This is a genomic window from Catelliglobosispora koreensis DSM 44566 (assembly GCF_000379685.1).
Taxonomy (GTDB): domain Bacteria; phylum Actinomycetota; class Actinomycetes; order Mycobacteriales; family Micromonosporaceae; genus Catelliglobosispora; species Catelliglobosispora koreensis.
On sequence record NZ_KB903250.1, the window covers coordinates 213,685 to 230,645 of the forward strand.

The window sequence follows — 16,961 nt, forward strand, 5'->3', positions numbered from 1 at the left end:
ATCGGCGCGGAAGCGCTCCCACGCGTCTCATCATCCGGATAGTTAACCGCGAATGAGATCTTCGAGCCGGAGCAGACCATCGTGCAAGACCGCTGCCGCTTCGGCGTCGCGGCCCTGGCTGTTGAGCAGATTTCCCAGCACGGCAAGGGTTCGGGCGAGTTCGCGACGGGGGCCCAACGGCCAGTAAAGGGCGATGGCCGCGCGCAGGTGCCGTTCCGCTTCTTCCTCGTCACCGGACTCGATGGCAAGCAGCCCACTTTCACGCTTGGCATGGGCGACGCGCAGGGGCAATGGGTCCAAAGTGGAGCTCTCACCGAGTACCAGATCAAGAAGCGCGGCCGCGGCGGAGGCCGAACCAAGCCGGCGCTGGACCTCGGCGAGCTCCACGGCTGTGTCGAGCCCCGTGCTGGAGTCGCCGTAAAGTTCCCTCGCCCGGCTCAGATCGGCGGCGGCGGCTTCGAGGTCTCCCGCGTCGCGGCGCTGCCAAGCGCGAGCCCGGTAACAGGCCGCCAGCGCAGGTATGAGCGCCGCCCGCCGGAACGCGGCCCGGGCTTGGCCCATGGCGACTGTCGCTTCGCCGGGCCTGCGATTGGCCAGCAGGCTGCGGGCTGTCTGCAGATAGCCGGTGCCGTCGCTGAGCCCCGTTAGCCGCAGCGCCTCGGTCGCGGCGACGGCGGCCCGGCTCTCGTCGCCGAGCTCCAAATACCTTGCCGCCAATAGAGCTTGCAACGCATAGCAGGCATCAGGATCGGGATAGCCCTGACTGAGCAGAGTGTCGCGCGCTTGCTCCAGCAGATAGACGGCATACCTGGGCTCAGCTGCAGCCGCTTGGGCCAGCACCAACGGCATCCGATTCAGGGGCGGCTCACCTTCGAGCAGCTTGCCCGCTTCCTCAAGGTGATCCACCGGATCGAGTTCCAGCAGCGCCCACGCCCGCCAGCGTCCCTCGCCCAGCTCGGCCGCCTCCGCGGCGACCTCGGCGAAGCCCGTGCCTTCGGCCAGTGCCGTGGTGAAGGCTAGTTCGAGCGCTGTCGCCACATCGGCCGAACGCCCGGTGACGAGCTCGTCTTCGGTGACACCCAGCCGGCCGGCGAAGAAGCGCAAGGCGTCGCCCGACGGGGAACGCCGTCCACTCTCGACAGAGGAGACATAGGCCGCTGTGTACCTGTCTCCCGCCAGGTCCCGCTGGGTAAGGCCGCGCGCCAGCCGTAGCCGGTAGATGCGCTGCCCAAGGTCCACCGGGTAACTGTAGCGGCGGTTAGAGCGTGAGGCCCCCGCCGAAGCCGAAGCGTCGGCGGGGGCCTTTTTCACCGGAGAGGGTAAAGACTGACTGTTCTCTAAACGGTGATGCTCCACGTATCCAGGTAACCCGTGTCGTTGGCGTAGTTGTCCCGGATGTAGAGCACCCACTGGCCACTGGCCTGCTGGCTTACCGGCACCGAGTAGGACCTTGCCCCGGACCAGGGAGTGCACGCGCCATAGCTGCTGTTCTTGATCAGGTACCACTGCCCGTTGGGGCCGCGGAGCCAGATCTCGAGGTCTTGCGCGCAGCTGTGCACGATCGTGAAGTTCACCGTGACCGGTGAGACGGCAGGTCCCGTAGCTGTCGAAGCGATCGGGCTCTGGACGACGCCGCCGTCAAGGATGTTGTAGTTGGTTCCGTTGGTAAACGTCCGGTTGCCGCCCGTGGACTGCACCGTCAGGGAGTAAGACGTGGTTCGAGTTACCGTCTCTCCCGTTCCGGTGACGGTCACGCTGTAGGTGCCCGCCGGCGTTGACGCGCTTGTCGCGATCGTCAGCGCCGAAGAGTTGCCTGAGGTAACGGAAGCCGGGCTAAAGGAAGCCGTGGCGCCGCTAGGCAGACCGGAGGCGGACAAGTTCACCGTCTGGGCCGTTCCCGCCGTTGTCGCCGTCGAGATCGTGCTGTTAACGGACTGTCCTGCCTGGACGGTTCCCGATGCCGGGCTTGCCGAGATCGAGAAGTCCCGTGTCGGCGGCGGAGTATCGCCTACCGCCACCTTCCACAGTGCCCACGCGGTCGCGTCGGCGTTGCGGTCGAGCGCTGTGGTGCTGATGTTGCTGGGGTAGCTGTCGCACGACGCGTGGTAACACGGGTCGAACGCCTGGCCAGCTGTTCCTCCCCATTTTTGGGCCTGTGCCGAGGACTTCGTGGCGCCGGCACCGGTCGACAGGAACGTCGTCGCGATCCCCGCGTTGCGGAACGGCCCGTCGTCACTGCAGCATTCCGTCATCTCTTCGGTCGCAAGGCCAATCGAATCGAAGTAGCCCTTGAGGTTCGCGGCCAGTGAGCCGGCGATGCTGTCGATGAAGTAGCCGGCGTTGGTGCTGGCCACCATGTCGAAGTTGAAATATCCCTTGATCGCGGTGCGCTGCGCTGTCGTCAGGTTGTTGACGTAGAACTCCGAGCCGTTGAGCCCTTGCTCCTCGTCGGTCCACCACCCGAAGCGGACGTGCTTGGCCACTGCCGGGTTGAGTTCAGCGAGCTTCAGTGCGACCTCAAGCAGCACAGCCGATCCGGAGCCGTTGTCGTTGATGCCGGGACCGGAGGACACGCCGTCAAGGTGCGCGCCGAACATGTAAACCTGGCTGGCGTCCCCGCCCGGCCAGTCAGCGATCAGGTTGGGACCCGATCCCGACGTGCAGCCGGAGGTGCAGTTCTGCCTCACCACGGTGTACCCAGCGGCTTGCAGCTTTTGCTCCACATAGGACACCGAGGCGGTGTAGCCCGCTCCCGTTGACCGGCGGTTGCCACCGTTGTTGGAGGCGATCGTCTGGAACTGCTGCAAGTGCGCCTTTACGTTGTCCACACTGATGTCTGGCGGAGTTCCCGGTCCGGGGCCACCGCCACCGACGGTCAGCGTGTAGGTGACGCTGTGGGTCGCACTTCCGGTCCCGGTGACACTCACCTGGTACGTCCCATTGGGTGTTGAGGAGGACGTGGCGATGGTCAGGGTGGAAGAGTTGCCCGACGTCACGGACGTGGGGTTGAACGATGCGGTCGCGCCGCTCGGCAACCCGCTGGCACTCAAGTTGACCGTTTGCGCGCTCCCGCTTGTCGTTTGCGTGCCAACGGTCGTGGTCGCGGACTGTCCAGCTTGGACAGATCCGGACGCCGGGTTCAGCGACATGGAGAAGTCGTTGCCCGGATTCGTGCACGTGGGTTCCCCGGATTGCACCGGCACGCTAACGGCGTTCCACGCTGCCTTGGTAGTGGCGCATTCGACTGACGCCGCACCGTAGAGCTCAACCGTCGCTGCCAGAGACGCCGACCGCACGTTGGCGTAACGCCACGAGGAGGTCTTGCGCATCAAGGCACCCATGAAGATCTTGCCGGCCTTCTCGATGCCGATACCGGCCACCGAGGACGGCCCGCCCGAACAGATCGGGCTGGATGGCTTGCCGCCACCCGGGTTTGATCCCTCAGCCAGCAGATAGAACCAGTGGTTCAACGGTCCTGCGGCCGCGTGCACTTCGGTGTTGGGAATCGAGGTCGACCAGCAGTTCGGGTCGCCCTCGGCCGAGGGGTTGTACATGTTGCGGATTTCGCCGCTGCCCACGAGGTTGATTTCCTCGCCGACGAGATAGTCCGGCGGATCGTTGGAGTTGTTGGCGTAGTGCTCGGTTAGGGCACCAAAAATATCGCCCGTGCTCTCGTTGATGCCGCCGTTCTCGTTTCCTGACCCCGCCCCTCCTGGGGTGGTCTGGAAGATGGCGTGTCCATATTCGTGCGCCACGACATCGATCGCTGTGGCCTGCTGGGTGTTGGCTTGGTTGTGCCCGAAGTTGGTGTAGCTGCCGTTCCAGTAGGCGTTGACTTCGTTGAGTCCAACACGAGCCGGGAACCCTCCCCCTTGGCCGTTGATGCCGTTGCGGCCGAGCCACGCGCTCAGCATGTCCCACTCTTTCTGGGCCGCGTAAAGCACGTCGACACAAGCCGTTTCCAGGTTGGTGCCCTGGCCGTTGCCCCAGCTGTCATCGGTTCCGGTGTAAGCCGAACCGTTTTGACCGCCACAGCGCAGCCCACTGCGCGTCCCGTCCGTCATGGAGTAGGACGAGCCGGAACCGCTGGTGCTGATGGTGACCTGGCCGTTGTAGAACCCGTTGCCGGAGCCGGCCCTGACGAGTTCGACGGAGTCGGCGATGGCACCCGTCAGCGCATCCACGTAGACGTTCTGGATGCTGGGCTTGCCGTTGGCGAGGCCGGAAACCGTTGCTTCCCAGGCGAGCCGGGGCGAAGCGCCCCACGCCAGCACCACGAGCTGCGGTGCGCGTGCATCGTCCACACGCGACAGTGCGGTCTTGGCGATGGCCGCGGCTGAGTCAGCACTTAGGCGAGGACTTGCCGACACTCCCCGGGTCGGCCCGGACGCCGCGTAGGTGCTGCGAATGTTGCCGGCGCCATCCGCCACCACGACCGCGTCGCCGCCGACGACCCGAAGGCCGCGGTAGGTGCGCTCGTAGGAGACGTAGAACATGCCGCCCGGACCGCTAACGGCCTCTCGACGGTCGTACTTTTCCTCGGTTCCCTTGCGCAGCACGTCGAGCCCGTTGCTTATGGCACGGTCAGCAGCCGACACAGCGAGCGACAAGGGGTCCCGCATGGGGGCTGCCTGGTTGCCGGGTTCGGCGGCCACAACGGGAGAAACCACTGCCATCGCCACGATCATGGCTATCCCTGGGACCGCAGCAAACAAGGCTCTGGGTTTCACACGCACACACTCCTCCCTTTGCTAGGTGCAAATACTTAGATGCTCTAGCCAGCGGGGTGAGCTGCTAGAACATTGGAGCGGAAGGTGTTTCTTTGGCATTAACTTTCGTTATGCCTCTTGTAACACCGGATTAAAGTGCGTCACTGCCCCCGTGTCAAGGGTTCCTTTGTGGACCTTGGTTAGACGCAGGTCACGCCGCGTTGCAGGACGGCGAGCGCCTCATCGAGACGGTCTTGCGCGATCAACAGGCCGCCCAGTTCCCGGCAGGTGCGCATTAACTCGTTGTTCAGCCCGGCGCCGGCATAACGCTGCGCGGCACGGTTCAGAAGCTCTTCTGCCAGTGTGAGGTCGCCGCGTTCCATCGCGATTCGCCCGAGCAAACGGTCGATCTCAGCGATGCCCTCGTCATAACCGGAAGCGACGAGGTAGGTCATCGCCTCCTGCGCGAGCGCTTCAGCCTCATCGAAGCGGCTCTGCCGGCGGCGCACCTCGGCTAGCTCCGCTGTCGCCCCACCGTGAAAGTGCTTGGCGCCAACGCGACTCAGGATGTCGCGCGCCAGTTCGAGCTCGTCGCTCGCCTCAGCCAGCCGGTCCATGCGCACCAGCACGTAACCACGCGTCCAGTGGCAGCGACCGATCTCGCGCTCCCAATCGAGGCGGGTAAAGATTTCGCGGGCTGTGTTCAAAGCGACGTCCACTTCGGACAGTCTGCCGTCGGCATGCCAGGACTGTGCCGCCACCACATAGAAGTCCGCGATCGCGGCTTTGTTCTCCACTCGGGGCAGCAATGCCAAGCCCTCGTCAACGGCGCGCCTCGCCCGCTCGACCGCACCCACCTCAAGGCAGGGGTAGATCAGGGAACCGAGCAGGACCAGCTCGACTTCTGGCTCAACCGGTGGGCTGAAACGCTCGGCGTAGAGCGCCTTCTCGCTAATCTCGATCGCCTTGGCGCTATCGCCGTGTAAGTAGGCACACTGCCCGATGCGCGCGATCAGCCGGGCCCGCAAGGAGCCTTGCGGCTCAAGGGCCATCGCCGTTTCGTAGAGCGAAACCGCTGTCTCCGGCCCGTCCTCCTGAAGCCGCACGTCGCCGAGCCCAAGCAGCGCCTGGCCCGTGACCTCCGTCAGTCCATAGGCCTCGGCCCGCGCCCGTGCGCTCTCAATCATTTCGGCCGCCGCCGAAGTGTTGCCGTGCGAGAGCTTGCGCCGTGCTTCGGCCAGCTCCTCGCGCAAGGCTTCCGCCGCACCGGCGGGACGGCCATGCCGCAGATCCTCCGGGTCCACACCCAGCCGTCCGGCCAGATAGGACAAAGCTTCATCAGTTGGTACTCGGTGACCCGACTCCACGGCGGCAAGGAACCCGCGGCTATACCGTGGCTCGGCCAGCTCACGCTGCGTGATGCCACGTTCGGTGCGCAGCTCGCGGATCCGCCCGCCCAGCCCGTTCATCCCTGAATCCTGACAATGCCGAATAACGTTGCTATATATGCCGTCCCATCAGGCCCTAACGTTATCGCGGCGTAGTGGTTATTCCAGCCGATTCCGGTGCCGGTCAGCACCCGGAACATCGTCTTTCCGGTGCGCGCGTCGATGGCCGTGAAATACCAGGCGCCCAGCAAGGAATCCGGCGACTTGGCATAGACGTAAATCAAGCCGGTCGCCAGCGACGCCTTAGGCACACACGTGGGCGCTATCTCTTCGCTTTCCCAGACCGTCTCACAGCCGTCCTTCGTCACCTCGACCCTGGTCACGCCGGGCGTCGTCGTGCCAGCAAACAGTGTCGTGAACGGACTGCGATAGCCGTAGTTGTTCTCGACGAACAGCGAGTTGCCGATGGCGATCAGGGAATTGTCCGTCGCGCTTTCGCCGCTTTTGAAAACCGGCTCCTGGCAAACGAAAGAGCCACTATGCCGGTTGTAGACAACGACATTCATCCGGGGCTCGGCATTGTCGGTGATGGCGACCATCCCGTTGCCAAATAGCGTCGGTGTCGTGCCCGAACCCCACGACAATTGCCCCGGCTTGTGCCGCGTGCCGCGGTCATAGGCCACGCGCCACGTCGCTTTCGGGGCACCGGATTCCGCGCTGAAGCGATACAGAGCGTGGTCTGACACGACGAACAGGCCACCGCTTTCGTCAGTAGCCACGGAGTTGGCGATCCGTTCGCCGGGCAGCGTAACCACTTGTGGCACACCGGTTTCCGGGTCGACCGCGCCGACTCTGCCGTTGGAGGTGACGAACCAGACGCGGCCAATCCAGTCGGGCATCAGGGCTATCAGGCAGTCCTCACTTGGTACCACCGAAGTTAAGTCGTAAACCCGCTCTTGGCGCAACTCTTCCTTCGACACCGCGATGACTCGGATCTGGCGGTCGGTTGTCGCGACGACCGCGCGGCCGTCGTGGTCCATATAAAAGTAGGCGCCGCCACAGAGGTCTTCCCACGGAGCCGCGTCCGAACGCAGCTTGCGCCCTGGAAGTTCATGTGTGGCAAGGATTTCCAGCGTCTTAGGGTCGATCTGTTTGAGCTCCGGCCCGAGCGCGTCGCCGCAGAGCCCTATCATGCGCCCGGATCGGTCAAACGCGAGTGTCGCGCATTCCTCCAGCCCCACACTGGAAGACGTCACCACCGGATCGCGGCCGAGGGGTCCCGGGCCTTTGTAGGCATCGGTGGCATAGGCGTCGTTGTGCATGCTGTTGGTGCCGTCAGCGGCCAGAAAAGGGTGCTGTGGCACGGGAAACGAGCTGATGGGCGCGGCCGCCACGGCTTTGCCCTCGAACTCGGCGGCGAACAGGGCGCCCAGCCCGCGTGGGATGTCCCGCTCCCGTCCGTAGGTCGCGAAGGGCGCGATGAGAAGCGCTATGAGGATCACGGCGAACGTGGTGCGCCGCTTCGGCTTGTGAATCGTCATGCTCCGCTATCCGGCTTGTTCATTGCGCACCGCCCGCAGCGGGCGTGCCACCGACCGCAGCCGGACGATCTCGTCAACGATCTCTTCTTCAGGGACGGACTTACCAAACAGGAACCCTTGGCCCGCATGGCATCCGAGCTTGATGAGGGCGGACCGTTGCTCGGCCGTCTCCACGCCTTCGGCCACGACACGCATGCCGAGTTGCCGGCCCAGGTCCACCACGGCTCGCACGATGGCAGCCATTTCCCGCTGCTTGGCCATCTTGGCCACGAACGTGCGGTCGACTTTCAGTTCGTCGACGTCGATGCGGGTGAGGAAGGTCAGCGAGGAATAGCCGGTGCCAAAGTCATCGACGGCGAACCGCACGCCGAGCGCCCGCAAGGAACGCAGCACGTGATCGGTGACCGGCAGCTTGCTCATCACCACGGTCTCCGTGATCTCGAGGATCAGATGCTCCGCGGGCACACCGTGCTCACGCAGCATCTCACCGAGATCTTCGGGCAGCTGCGGATCGAGGAGGCTCCGGGGCGACAGATTCACCGAGACGGGCAGCTCTTGACCGGCCTTGGCAAGCCTGGCCGCCACCCGCAACGCCCGGTCGAGCACGACTCGCGTGAACTGTCCTAAAAGATCACTGGCCTCGACCGCGCGTACGAAGTGCACCGGAGTGAGCAGGCCACGCCGCGGATGATGCCAGCGCACCAAGGCTTCGACGCCGATCGGCAGCCCGGTGGGCAGATCAACCGTCGGCTGCAGCACCAGCGTGAGCTGATCCTCAGAAGCCAGCGCTCCCTGCAGCTCAGCGGCCAACGCGAGACGGTCCGTGCTCGTGTCATCGCGGCCCGTTTGGTAGGCCATCGTGCGCACGCCGGCCTCTTTGGCTTGATATAGCGCGATATCTGCCCGGCGCAGCAACTCAATCAGCCCGAACGGGCCAGCCGTGGCGACCACGACACCGGCCGACACCTCGGCCGAGATCGTCACGCCCGACACGTCAGCCGGGGCGGCGAGTTTGGCCGTCAAGGCACGTGCGCGGCGCAGAGCGACCGCGGTCGCGCCTTCCAGCGTCTCCGTGTCATCGGCAGGCAAACCGTGCACGACCAGCATCGCGAACTCGTCGCCACCGAGACGGGCGACCAGCTCGCCACCGTCCACATCGGCGGCCAGCCGCGCGGCGGTCAGCTGCAGCAACTCATCGCCAGCCAAGTGGCCGAGGGTGTCATTGACAGCCTTGAAGTTGTCTAGATCCAGCAGGATCAGCGCGACGGGCTGTTCACGGGCGCATTCGCGCAACCGCACGTGACCTTGCTCTAGCAAGGAATCCCGGTTCATCAGGCGGGTCAGCGGATCGTGTGATGACTCAAACGTCGTGCGCTCGTGCAGATCACGCAACGCGCTGTGCGTAGCCGCGTCATGAAGAGCCGCCGCGAGCGCGTCGCCGAAGGCGGCCATGCGGTGCTGGTCGTTGCCGGGGCGGCCCGGGATGCCCTTGGCCGGAGTGAGCGTCAGCGCGCCCACGAGTCCTCCCGCGACCTCGAGCAGGCGCATGCCGCTGCGGCCGTCATCGTTGGGAAGATCGCCATTCCACGGTGAAATCTCCACAGTGGACGATCCGGGCGCGAGCCTATAGATCGTGCGAGAACCGAAGACGATCAACTCGGCGCCCTGTGCCAGGAACAAGGTGCGTGCCGCGCGCACACCCTCCTGAGCGACCGCCACCTCGTCGAGCCGGTGCAGTGCGCGGCTCGCCGACGCGAAAGCCTGCCACGTGCTGCGGTCTTCATCCTCGCGGAAGCGGTGGGCGTAAAGCTGGCGCAGCAACCACAGCAACGGTGGCAGAACCAGCACGAACGCCGGATCTTCGCCGCTTTGCCACAGCAATGCCGCCAGCAGACCGAGCGCCAGGTTTCCGACGATCATCACCGGCGTGCCCCGCAGAGCACTCCAGACGGTGTGCAACCAGGGCTGCCCATCCCGCAGGGCGAGGTGCGCACCCATTAACACCGCTGTCGAGAGCAGATAGGCCACGGCGGCCGTGGCCAGCACAAGGGCGGAATAGGGCGTCAGAACCACGGCTGGCCCGGTCAGCGACCCGGTGCCAATGCCGCTGCCAGCCACGATGGCCGACGCGATGCCCGCCGAGATGATCAGCGACGCGCTCGCGCGCACCCACTCGATCGGCGGGCGTTTGGTGCTCCAGTAACTCAGCAGCGAGGTGCCCGCGAAGACACCCACGCCGACCGCGGCCGGCATCCAGGCGACGGGCAGCACGGTGAAGCCAATGATCACCGCGGCTTCGCCCCAGGCGACATGAATGGTCGACGAGCCGAGCACCATCTTCGTGCCGAGCAGGTGCGCGATGACGAAAAGGCCGGCCACGGGGAAGAAGGCACCGGGAATCGCGACGTCGGGTCCACTCAGGACCGGGCCCGCCAGGGCGATGCCGCTGGCGAGAAAGGCCATCAGGCAAACCAGGCGCAGCGCACGCAGCGGCATGCCGGCGACGCCGGTCAGTCCCGCTAAGCGCTGCAGCAGCCTGCCCACACTGAGCCTCTCTGACATCGGTGAACGTCTGTCAGCCACGGTCAAATGCCCAGCCCCGGCGGCTGGCGTGTGACTCACCCCGTGCGGGGACGACACCAACTGGCCGGAACGCTACACACTCAGCGCAGGAGAGGGAACTCCCTACTCCTCCTCAAACTTGTCAGGCAAACGCTTGAGCCGGGCGCTCATGTTACGGATGAGCAACACAGTTCCAGCTGCCAGCAACAAAATCAGCACCAGCGCGGTCGGGCCGGCCAAGCCGTCTCCCGACCGCGTATCGCCGAAATTGTTATCGGCGAGAAACTCCAACATGGGCCTTATCCTTCAGCATCGGCCGGCTCGCGAACACCGGCAAACAGGTCGTCTTCGCCCGGCTGGGCGCCAACCATCGACTTGACCAGCTCATAGTCCTCGGTGGGCCAGCGCTTGCGCTGCACATCGAGCGGCACCCGGAACCACCAGCCATCGGGATCGATCTGTGTGGCGTGTGCCCGCAAGGCATCATCTCGCAGCTCGAAGTAGTCGCCGCAGGGGACCCGCGTGGTAACCCGCGAAGTCTTGTCAGGCCGGGTCCAGTTTTCCAGCCACTCGCCGTAGGGCGACTCCTCGCCCATCGCCAGGAGCTCCTCATGCAGCGCGATCACGCGCTCCTTCGTGAAGCCCATGTGGTAGTAGAGCTTGAGCGGCTGCCAGGGCTCACCCGCGTCGGGGTAACGCTCTGGATCACCGGCGGCGTCCCACGCATCCATGCTGATCAAATGCGTCATGATGTGGTCTGGGTGCGGGTAGCCGCCCTCTTCGTCATACGTAATGATCACGTGCGGCTTGAACTCGCGAATGAGTTTCACCAGCGGCTCGGTGGCCTGCTCCAGCGGGACCCGCGCGAACGCGTCCTCAGGCAGGCTGCCCGGATCGGCCGGGTCGTAGTTTTCCACCCAGCCGGAGTCGACGAACCCTAGCCAAGCCTGGTCCACACCGAGGATCTCCCGCGCGGCGTTCATCTCAGCGCGCCGGATTTCGGTGATGTTTTCCTTGACCTCGGGACGGTCCATCTTCGGGTTCAGCACGTCGCCGCGCTCACCACCCGTGCACGTCGCCACCAGCACCGACACGCCCTCGCGCACATAACGGGCCATCGTCGCCGCGCCCTTGGACGACTCATCATCCGGATGTGCGTGCACCGCCATCAGCCGAAGCTGCATAAACCCACTCCCCTAAACTAAAGACAACCCCAGTCTTCCCGACACCTCCGACAGAAGGGCGCGATGGGTGCCTGAGACTCCCGCCACAACGCAGATCGCGGCCCCGGTCTTCCCGCCCGGCCGTTACGGCCGCCGCCGCGAGGCACGCCAGACGCCACGCTGGATCGTGTTTCTCGCCGCGGCCGCCATGGCCGTCGCCGCGGGTTTCGTCGGTGTCAGCCTCTACCGCGCCTATGGTGAAGGTGACTACTCCACCGCGGTAACTGAATTTTCCGTCGCCGACGACCATGTCGTGATCACTATCTTGGTTCGTCTCCCGGAAGGTGAAGCCGCGCGGTGTGTTCTGCGCGCTCGCGACATCAGCGGGGCCGAGACCGGGCGCGAAGAGATCGTCGTGCGTCCCGGGCCAGACCCGGCCAGAACTATCGCCAGCCACCGCTTGCCCACGCGGGCACGCCCGGTCACCGGAGAAGTTATGGGCTGCCGTCCCATCTGATCCGCTGGTAAATTAGTACCTTCGTCCCCGAGAGCCTCAGGAGAAAAACCGTGTCCACGAACGATGCCACCTGGCTGTCCCAGGACGCGTATGACCGCCTTCAGAACGAGCTCAACGAGCACATCGCGCAGCGGCCAGCCATGGCGGCTGAGATCAATGCCCGGCGCGAAGAAGGCGATCTGAAGGAGAACGGCGGTTACCACGCCGCCCGCGAGGAGCAGGGCAAAGCTGAAGCCCGCATTCGCTATCTCCAGGAGCTGTTGCGGGTAGCCAAGGTCGGCGAGGCGCCCAGTGGCGATGTCGTTTCCGTGGGCACTGTCGTGACGATTCACTTCGACGACGACACCGACGACACGGAGACCTTCCTGCTCGGATCGCGGGAGATCTCGGCCACGACAGACCTGACTGTCTACTCGCCGGAATCCGCGCTCGGCCAGGCGATTATGGGCGCTCGCACCGGACAGACCGTGACCTACACCGCCCCGACCGGTGCGGAGATCAAGGTCACCGTGCTGTCGTTTGAGGCTTTCACAGGCTGAAATGCCCAAAAGGACGATGGGCAACGGCTCGCGCTCTCGGGAAGGCTCGTGCGGTCTGCTGTAGGCAGCGCAAGAATCTTCACGGGAGGACCCCTTAATGCAGGAAGAGACCAAGCCTTCGGTTAGCCGCCGGGGCCTGCTTCGCCGTGCCACGACAGTGGCGGCAGGAGTAGGCGTGGCCGGTGCCGCTACCGCCGCTATCGGAACCCCGGCAAGCGCCGCTGACGGTGCCAATGTCGTGATTGGATCCGCAGCCAACCAGGGCAACAGCAAGACGACGCTGACCGGTGGTTCCGCGACCGCCCCCGCGTTGCGGCTGGCGAACAATGTGGACAACGCGCCGTCTCTTGAGCTCGCTCCTGTTGACCGCACCACCGCCGTTGACGCGAGCTCGCTGCCGGCTGGCACGACGTTCGTCGACGACTACGGCAACGTGAACGTCGTCGGACAGGTGAACCAGTCCAGCACCAAGTTCCGGACCCTGAGCTACAGCCCGGCGTGGGGCACGATGGTCATCCCCGTAGCGCCGTTCCGCATCGCGGACAGCCGGGGCACGCACACCAACGGGACCTACAACGGCTCGACCGGTTATGGCCGGTCCTATGTGCTTGAGGGCAACGACCGCTTTGGCGCCAACGGCGTGGTGCTCCCCCGCTACAACGCCGGGCAGGCCGACCTCACGGTCAACTTCGCACCGTTCCTGAACGTGCCCACCTCGGGCTTCGTCGCGGTCCAGGCGAACATCACCGTGACGGGTCACCAGGCCGACGGCTGGCTGGCTGCCTACTCCGGCACCTTCACCGGAACGTCGAGCCTGAACTTCAGCCCCGCGGTCAGCGCGGTCGCCAACTTCACGCAGACGGCGCTGAGCCCACAGCTCACCCTCACCATCCGGCTCAACCAGACCGCGGTCGTGATCGTCGACGTCGTTGGCTTCGTCATGAGCGACCCCTACGCCTACGGCATCAACCCCGCCGGTCACCCCGGCAACGTCTTCACCCCCGGTGGTGGCAGCGCCCCCAACGGCGCGGCTGGTGCCCGTGCCGCGGCCGAAAGCGAGCAAGGCCCGGTCGTTCCGCGCATGTAATAGCAAGATTTCGGCCCCGCGGACTGGTTTCCGCAGGGCCGTTTTCGTTTAGTCCCGGTCGGTGATGACGGCGTAACCGGCCGCGCGCAGGGTGTTGATGAGACGGTCGGAATGCTCGGCACCCCTTGTCTCCACTGACAGCACCACTTCGACTTCGCCTAACCGCAGCCGCGGGTCATTGCGCTGATGGATCACATCGTCCACATTGGCCCGTTGCTCACCGATCAGTGCGAGCAGTGCCGCGAGCTGGCCAGGGCGGTCCGCGCAGCGAACGGTGATCTTCAGATAACGGCCCGCCGCTGACAGGCCGTGCCCGATGACGCGCATGAGCAGCATGGGGTCGATGTTGCCGCCGGAAAGCACTGCTACCACTGGGGTTTTGACCTTCGTCACGCCTGCCAGCAGGGCAGCCACACCGGCGCTGCCAGCTGGTTCCACGACGAGCTTTCCGCGCTCAAGCAACATAAGCAGCGCGCGCGAGATCTCCTCGTCGGTGACCGTGACGATCTCATCAACCAGTTTGGACACGTGCGCAAACGTGAGGTCGCCCGGCCGCCCCACCATGATCCCGTCGGCGATCGTGGAGAAATTGCTGATCCGCACGGGTGCCCCCGCACGCAGTGAGGGTGGGAACGCTGCCGCGCCCGCGGCCTGCACGCCGATGACCTGAATGTCGGGGCGGATCGCCTTCGCGGCGACCGCGATTCCAGAGATCAGTCCACCACCGCCGACCCCGGCGATGATCGTGCCCACGTCAGGGCACTGCTCCAAGATCTCCAAAGCGACGGTTCCCTGCCCGGCGATCACGTCGGGATGATCAAACGGGTGAATGAACACCGCGCCTGTCTCCTCCGCGAACTTCTGCGCCGCGACCAGCGCCTCATCCACAGTGGAGCCGGCCAGCTCGATATCGGCGCCGTAGCCCTTGGTCGCAGCCACTTTGGGCAGCGGCGCACCTATGGGCATGAACACGGTCGCCTTGGTGTTGTTCAGGCCAGCGGCGAGGGCGACACCTTGAGCGTGGTTGCCAGCGCTCGCGGCGACCACGCCACGGGCCTTCTCCTCATCGCTCAGGCGCGAAATCCGCACGTAGGCGCCACGGACCTTGTAGGAACCCGCACGTTGCAGGTTCTCGCATTTGAGCCAGGCGGGGCCGCCCAGCTTCGCTGTCAGGGGACGGCAGGGTTCCAGCGGGGTGACGCGGAAGACCCCTTCGACCAGCTCACGGGCTGCCTCGATGTCGGCGAGGCTAACCAGGCTAGGTATCACACCTAGATCGTGCCACTTTCCCCTCGTAACTAGTTAGCGGACGGGGTAGCCAGGGGCGTGGCGGCGCCACGGTGCGGTCAGCTCCAGCTGGCCAGCCACCGCTAGCAGTTGCAGTTCGGACCCGGGCGGGCCAACCAGCTGCACCGCGGCCGGCAGGCCATCGCTGCGGGTGCCCACGGGGACGGTCAGCGCGGGGAAGCCGGTGATGTTCCACGGACCGGCATAGGGGGCATAACGAATGTTGGCCACCATATTGGCCAGCCAGCTCCGCCGCGACCAGTGTTTGGCCTCCAACGGTGAACGGGCGAGCGCCGGAGTGATCATCAGGTCAAAGTTGTTGCCGCTAAAGAAGTCCAGACTGAGCTGACGGAAGGCTTCGCGGTCAGCCTCCTGCACGTAACCCCGGCGCCAGGCCCACTCGCCCAGCTTGATGTGCCGGCGGGTCCGCCGTTGCAGCTTCTGAACATCAAGACCCTGTTCCAGTGCCACGCGATAGACCGCCGCGAACCAGGTGGCCAGACCCTTAAACCCAATGGCGCGTGGGTACTCAGGGTCCGCTGTCACCACGTCGTGTCCGCACTCGACGAGCAGCTTGGACGCGGAGAACACAGCGGTGCGGTTGCCTTCGTCGGGCCGGACACCCTCGACCGGAGACTTGAGCGAGATCGCGACGCGCAGCCGGTCGGGCTGGGTCAGCGGGGCCGGTGTGCGTCCACTTAGGACAGCGAAGCCGAGCGCCGCGTCGGCGACGGTCGTGGCTAGGATGCCGTGCTCTACCAGGCCAAACCAGCTTCCCTCATCGCCAAGTTGCACGGGCAGCACGCCCCGGCCGGGCTTGAGCCCGATCAGACCGCAGCACGCGGCGGGAATGCGCACCGATCCGAGCCCGTCGTTGGCGTGAGCGATCGGCACCAGGCCGGAGGCGACGGCCGCGGCTGCCCCGCCCGACGATCCGCCCGGAGAGTGGTTAAGCGACCACGGATTGCGGGTGATGACGTCAGCATCATCGGTTGTTCCCCAGATGCCCAGCTCAGGCATGCGCGTCGTGCCGAGCACGATCGCGCCGGCGCCACGCAGGCGGCGTACCAGCTCGTGGTCCACTTCGGACACCCCGGCTTGCGCCGCCGCCGAACCATTCCACGTGGGCAGCCCGGCGACCGGCGTGTTTTCCTTCACCGCGATCGGGACTCCCGCCAGCGGGAGATTGCCGAGATCTTCCTCGTCGTCTACTTTTTCCGCTTCGGCTGCCGCCTCACCGGCGCGCACGATCCGGAAGGCGCCGATCTTGCTGTCCAGCTCATTGATGTATTCAAGATGATCGGTGATTACCTGTGTCGCTGAGGTGTCACCTCGCCGCACGCCCCGGGCTATTTCCTTTGCCGTGGCGCCGACCCAGGTTTCCGCCATTGCGAACCTCCGTTGATAGTCGCTCCAGTATGAAGGCAAGGCCGGCGCGTGCGATGCTGGGGTTATGGCGCCGATTCCCCCTCCGCCCCGTCGTAATTGGACAGTTCCCCTCATCCTGGGCATTGCCGCCCTGGTGCTGATCCTGGTCGTTTGCGTCGCGGGCATTGCGGCCGCGTTTTTCACCTGGCGCTCGGCCAATAAAGCTGAACCGTCCGTTAGCCTATCGGCGCCTGCTACCCCTTCTGCTACCCCCGCGAGCCCAGCACCGCCCAAAACTGGCGCGGATTGCCTCATCGGCGACTGGCTGGAGACTAACTACACGGGCAACTCCAACATCTACGGCACCAAGGTTCAGTTGTCCGGCAAGGGAACCCTGGTGCGGTTCACCGGCACCGAAGTCGTTTACGCCTTGCAAAACGTCGTCGTGTCAGGCACCGCCGATGGAGACACCTACGAAGTCATCCACAACGGATCGCTCAAGATGAACTACGTCATTGATGACAAGAACATTCACTACAGCAATCCGCAGGCCGACGGCACGACGACGTGGAAAGTGAACGGCAAGACTGAGGACACCGAGCCGATTAAAGCCTCGCTCGGCTCCGAAACCTTTGTCTGCCAAGGCAATGATCTGCGGATGTTCGGCGAGAACGGGTCAACCGAGCTCAAGCGGATCGTTCCACCTGGCACGGCCACGTGAGCGCCGTTTAAGTTCCTGCCGAAACGTGGCGGTGCCTGGCACCTAACCGCCTTACGGTCGTTTCCTCAACCCCGCCTAG

General features: G+C 65.1%; 13 protein-coding genes. 4 read left to right on the plus strand and 9 right to left on the minus strand.

Features of this window, described 5'->3' with window-relative positions:
• Positions 1-42: 42 nt before the first annotated feature.
• The 7 genes from A3E1_RS39465 to mca all read right to left on the minus strand — a co-directional run bounded on the left by A3E1_RS39465 (position 43) and on the right by mca (position 11,384).
• Positions 43-1,239, minus strand: a complete 1,197-nt coding sequence (locus A3E1_RS39465; protein WP_157631393.1) for a helix-turn-helix domain-containing protein — start codon at positions 1,237-1,239, stop codon at positions 43-45.
• A 98-nt stretch (positions 1,240-1,337) separates the two neighbouring features.
• Positions 1,338-4,676, minus strand: a complete 3,339-nt coding sequence (locus tag A3E1_RS48805; protein ID WP_157631394.1) for a M28 family peptidase — start codon at positions 4,674-4,676, stop codon at positions 1,338-1,340.
• A gap of 233 nt (positions 4,677-4,909) precedes the next feature.
• On the minus strand, positions 4,910-6,178 hold the full coding sequence (locus A3E1_RS0108085) for a helix-turn-helix domain-containing protein (protein ID WP_020520251.1): 1,269 nt from the start codon (positions 6,176-6,178) through the stop codon (positions 4,910-4,912).
• On the minus strand, positions 6,175-7,638 hold the full coding sequence (locus A3E1_RS0108090; RefSeq protein ID WP_020520252.1) for an NHL repeat-containing protein: 1,464 nt from the start codon (positions 7,636-7,638) through the stop codon (positions 6,175-6,177). Before A3E1_RS0108090 ends, A3E1_RS0108085 begins: the two co-directional genes overlap by 4 nt.
• Positions 7,639-7,644: 6 nt before the next feature.
• Positions 7,645-10,200, minus strand: coding sequence for a putative bifunctional diguanylate cyclase/phosphodiesterase (locus A3E1_RS39470; RefSeq protein ID WP_063825116.1), 2,556 nt, complete (start codon positions 10,198-10,200; stop codon positions 7,645-7,647).
• 123 nt (positions 10,201-10,323) lie between these two features.
• Positions 10,324-10,494, minus strand: coding sequence for a hypothetical protein (locus tag A3E1_RS47005; RefSeq protein ID WP_020520254.1), 171 nt, complete (start codon positions 10,492-10,494; stop codon positions 10,324-10,326).
• A gap of 5 nt (positions 10,495-10,499) precedes the next feature.
• Positions 10,500-11,384, minus strand: coding sequence for a mycothiol conjugate amidase Mca (gene mca, locus A3E1_RS0108105; protein ID WP_020520255.1), 885 nt, complete (start codon positions 11,382-11,384; stop codon positions 10,500-10,502).
• A 67-nt stretch (positions 11,385-11,451) separates the two neighbouring features.
• On the opposite strand from mca, the gene A3E1_RS0108110 reads away from it, so the two are divergent.
• The 3 genes from A3E1_RS0108110 (at position 11,452) to A3E1_RS0108120 (ending at position 13,506) form a co-directional block, all read left to right on the plus strand.
• The gene (locus tag A3E1_RS0108110; protein ID WP_020520256.1) at positions 11,452-11,880 is read left to right on the plus strand and encodes a DUF4307 domain-containing protein; all 429 of its coding nucleotides are present in this window, start codon (positions 11,452-11,454) and stop codon (positions 11,878-11,880) included.
• Positions 11,881-11,930: 50 nt separating this feature from the next.
• Positions 11,931-12,419, plus strand: coding sequence for a transcription elongation factor GreA (gene greA / locus A3E1_RS0108115; RefSeq protein ID WP_020520257.1), 489 nt, complete (start codon positions 11,931-11,933; stop codon positions 12,417-12,419).
• Between the two features lie 97 nt (positions 12,420-12,516).
• Positions 12,517-13,506, plus strand: coding sequence for a hypothetical protein (locus tag A3E1_RS0108120; RefSeq protein ID WP_040390630.1), 990 nt, complete (start codon positions 12,517-12,519; stop codon positions 13,504-13,506).
• A gap of 48 nt (positions 13,507-13,554) precedes the next feature.
• Here A3E1_RS0108120 and ilvA read toward each other — a convergent pair whose 3' ends face one another.
• Both ilvA and A3E1_RS0108130 read right to left on the minus strand, forming a co-directional pair.
• On the minus strand, positions 13,555-14,772 hold the full coding sequence (gene ilvA, locus A3E1_RS0108125; RefSeq protein WP_026208218.1) for a threonine ammonia-lyase: 1,218 nt from the start codon (positions 14,770-14,772) through the stop codon (positions 13,555-13,557).
• A gap of 36 nt (positions 14,773-14,808) precedes the next feature.
• Positions 14,809-16,182 carry an amidase gene (locus A3E1_RS0108130; protein ID WP_020520259.1) on the minus strand — a complete coding sequence of 458 codons (1,374 nt, stop codon included), beginning with the start codon at positions 16,180-16,182 and terminating at the stop codon, positions 14,809-14,811.
• A gap of 64 nt (positions 16,183-16,246) precedes the next feature.
• Between A3E1_RS0108130 and A3E1_RS0108135 the strand changes: the two genes are divergently transcribed.
• Entirely contained in the window at positions 16,247-16,882 is a 636-nt protein-coding gene (locus A3E1_RS0108135; RefSeq protein WP_157631395.1) for a hypothetical protein, read from the plus strand.
• The last annotated feature ends 79 nt before the right edge of the window (positions 16,883-16,961 follow it).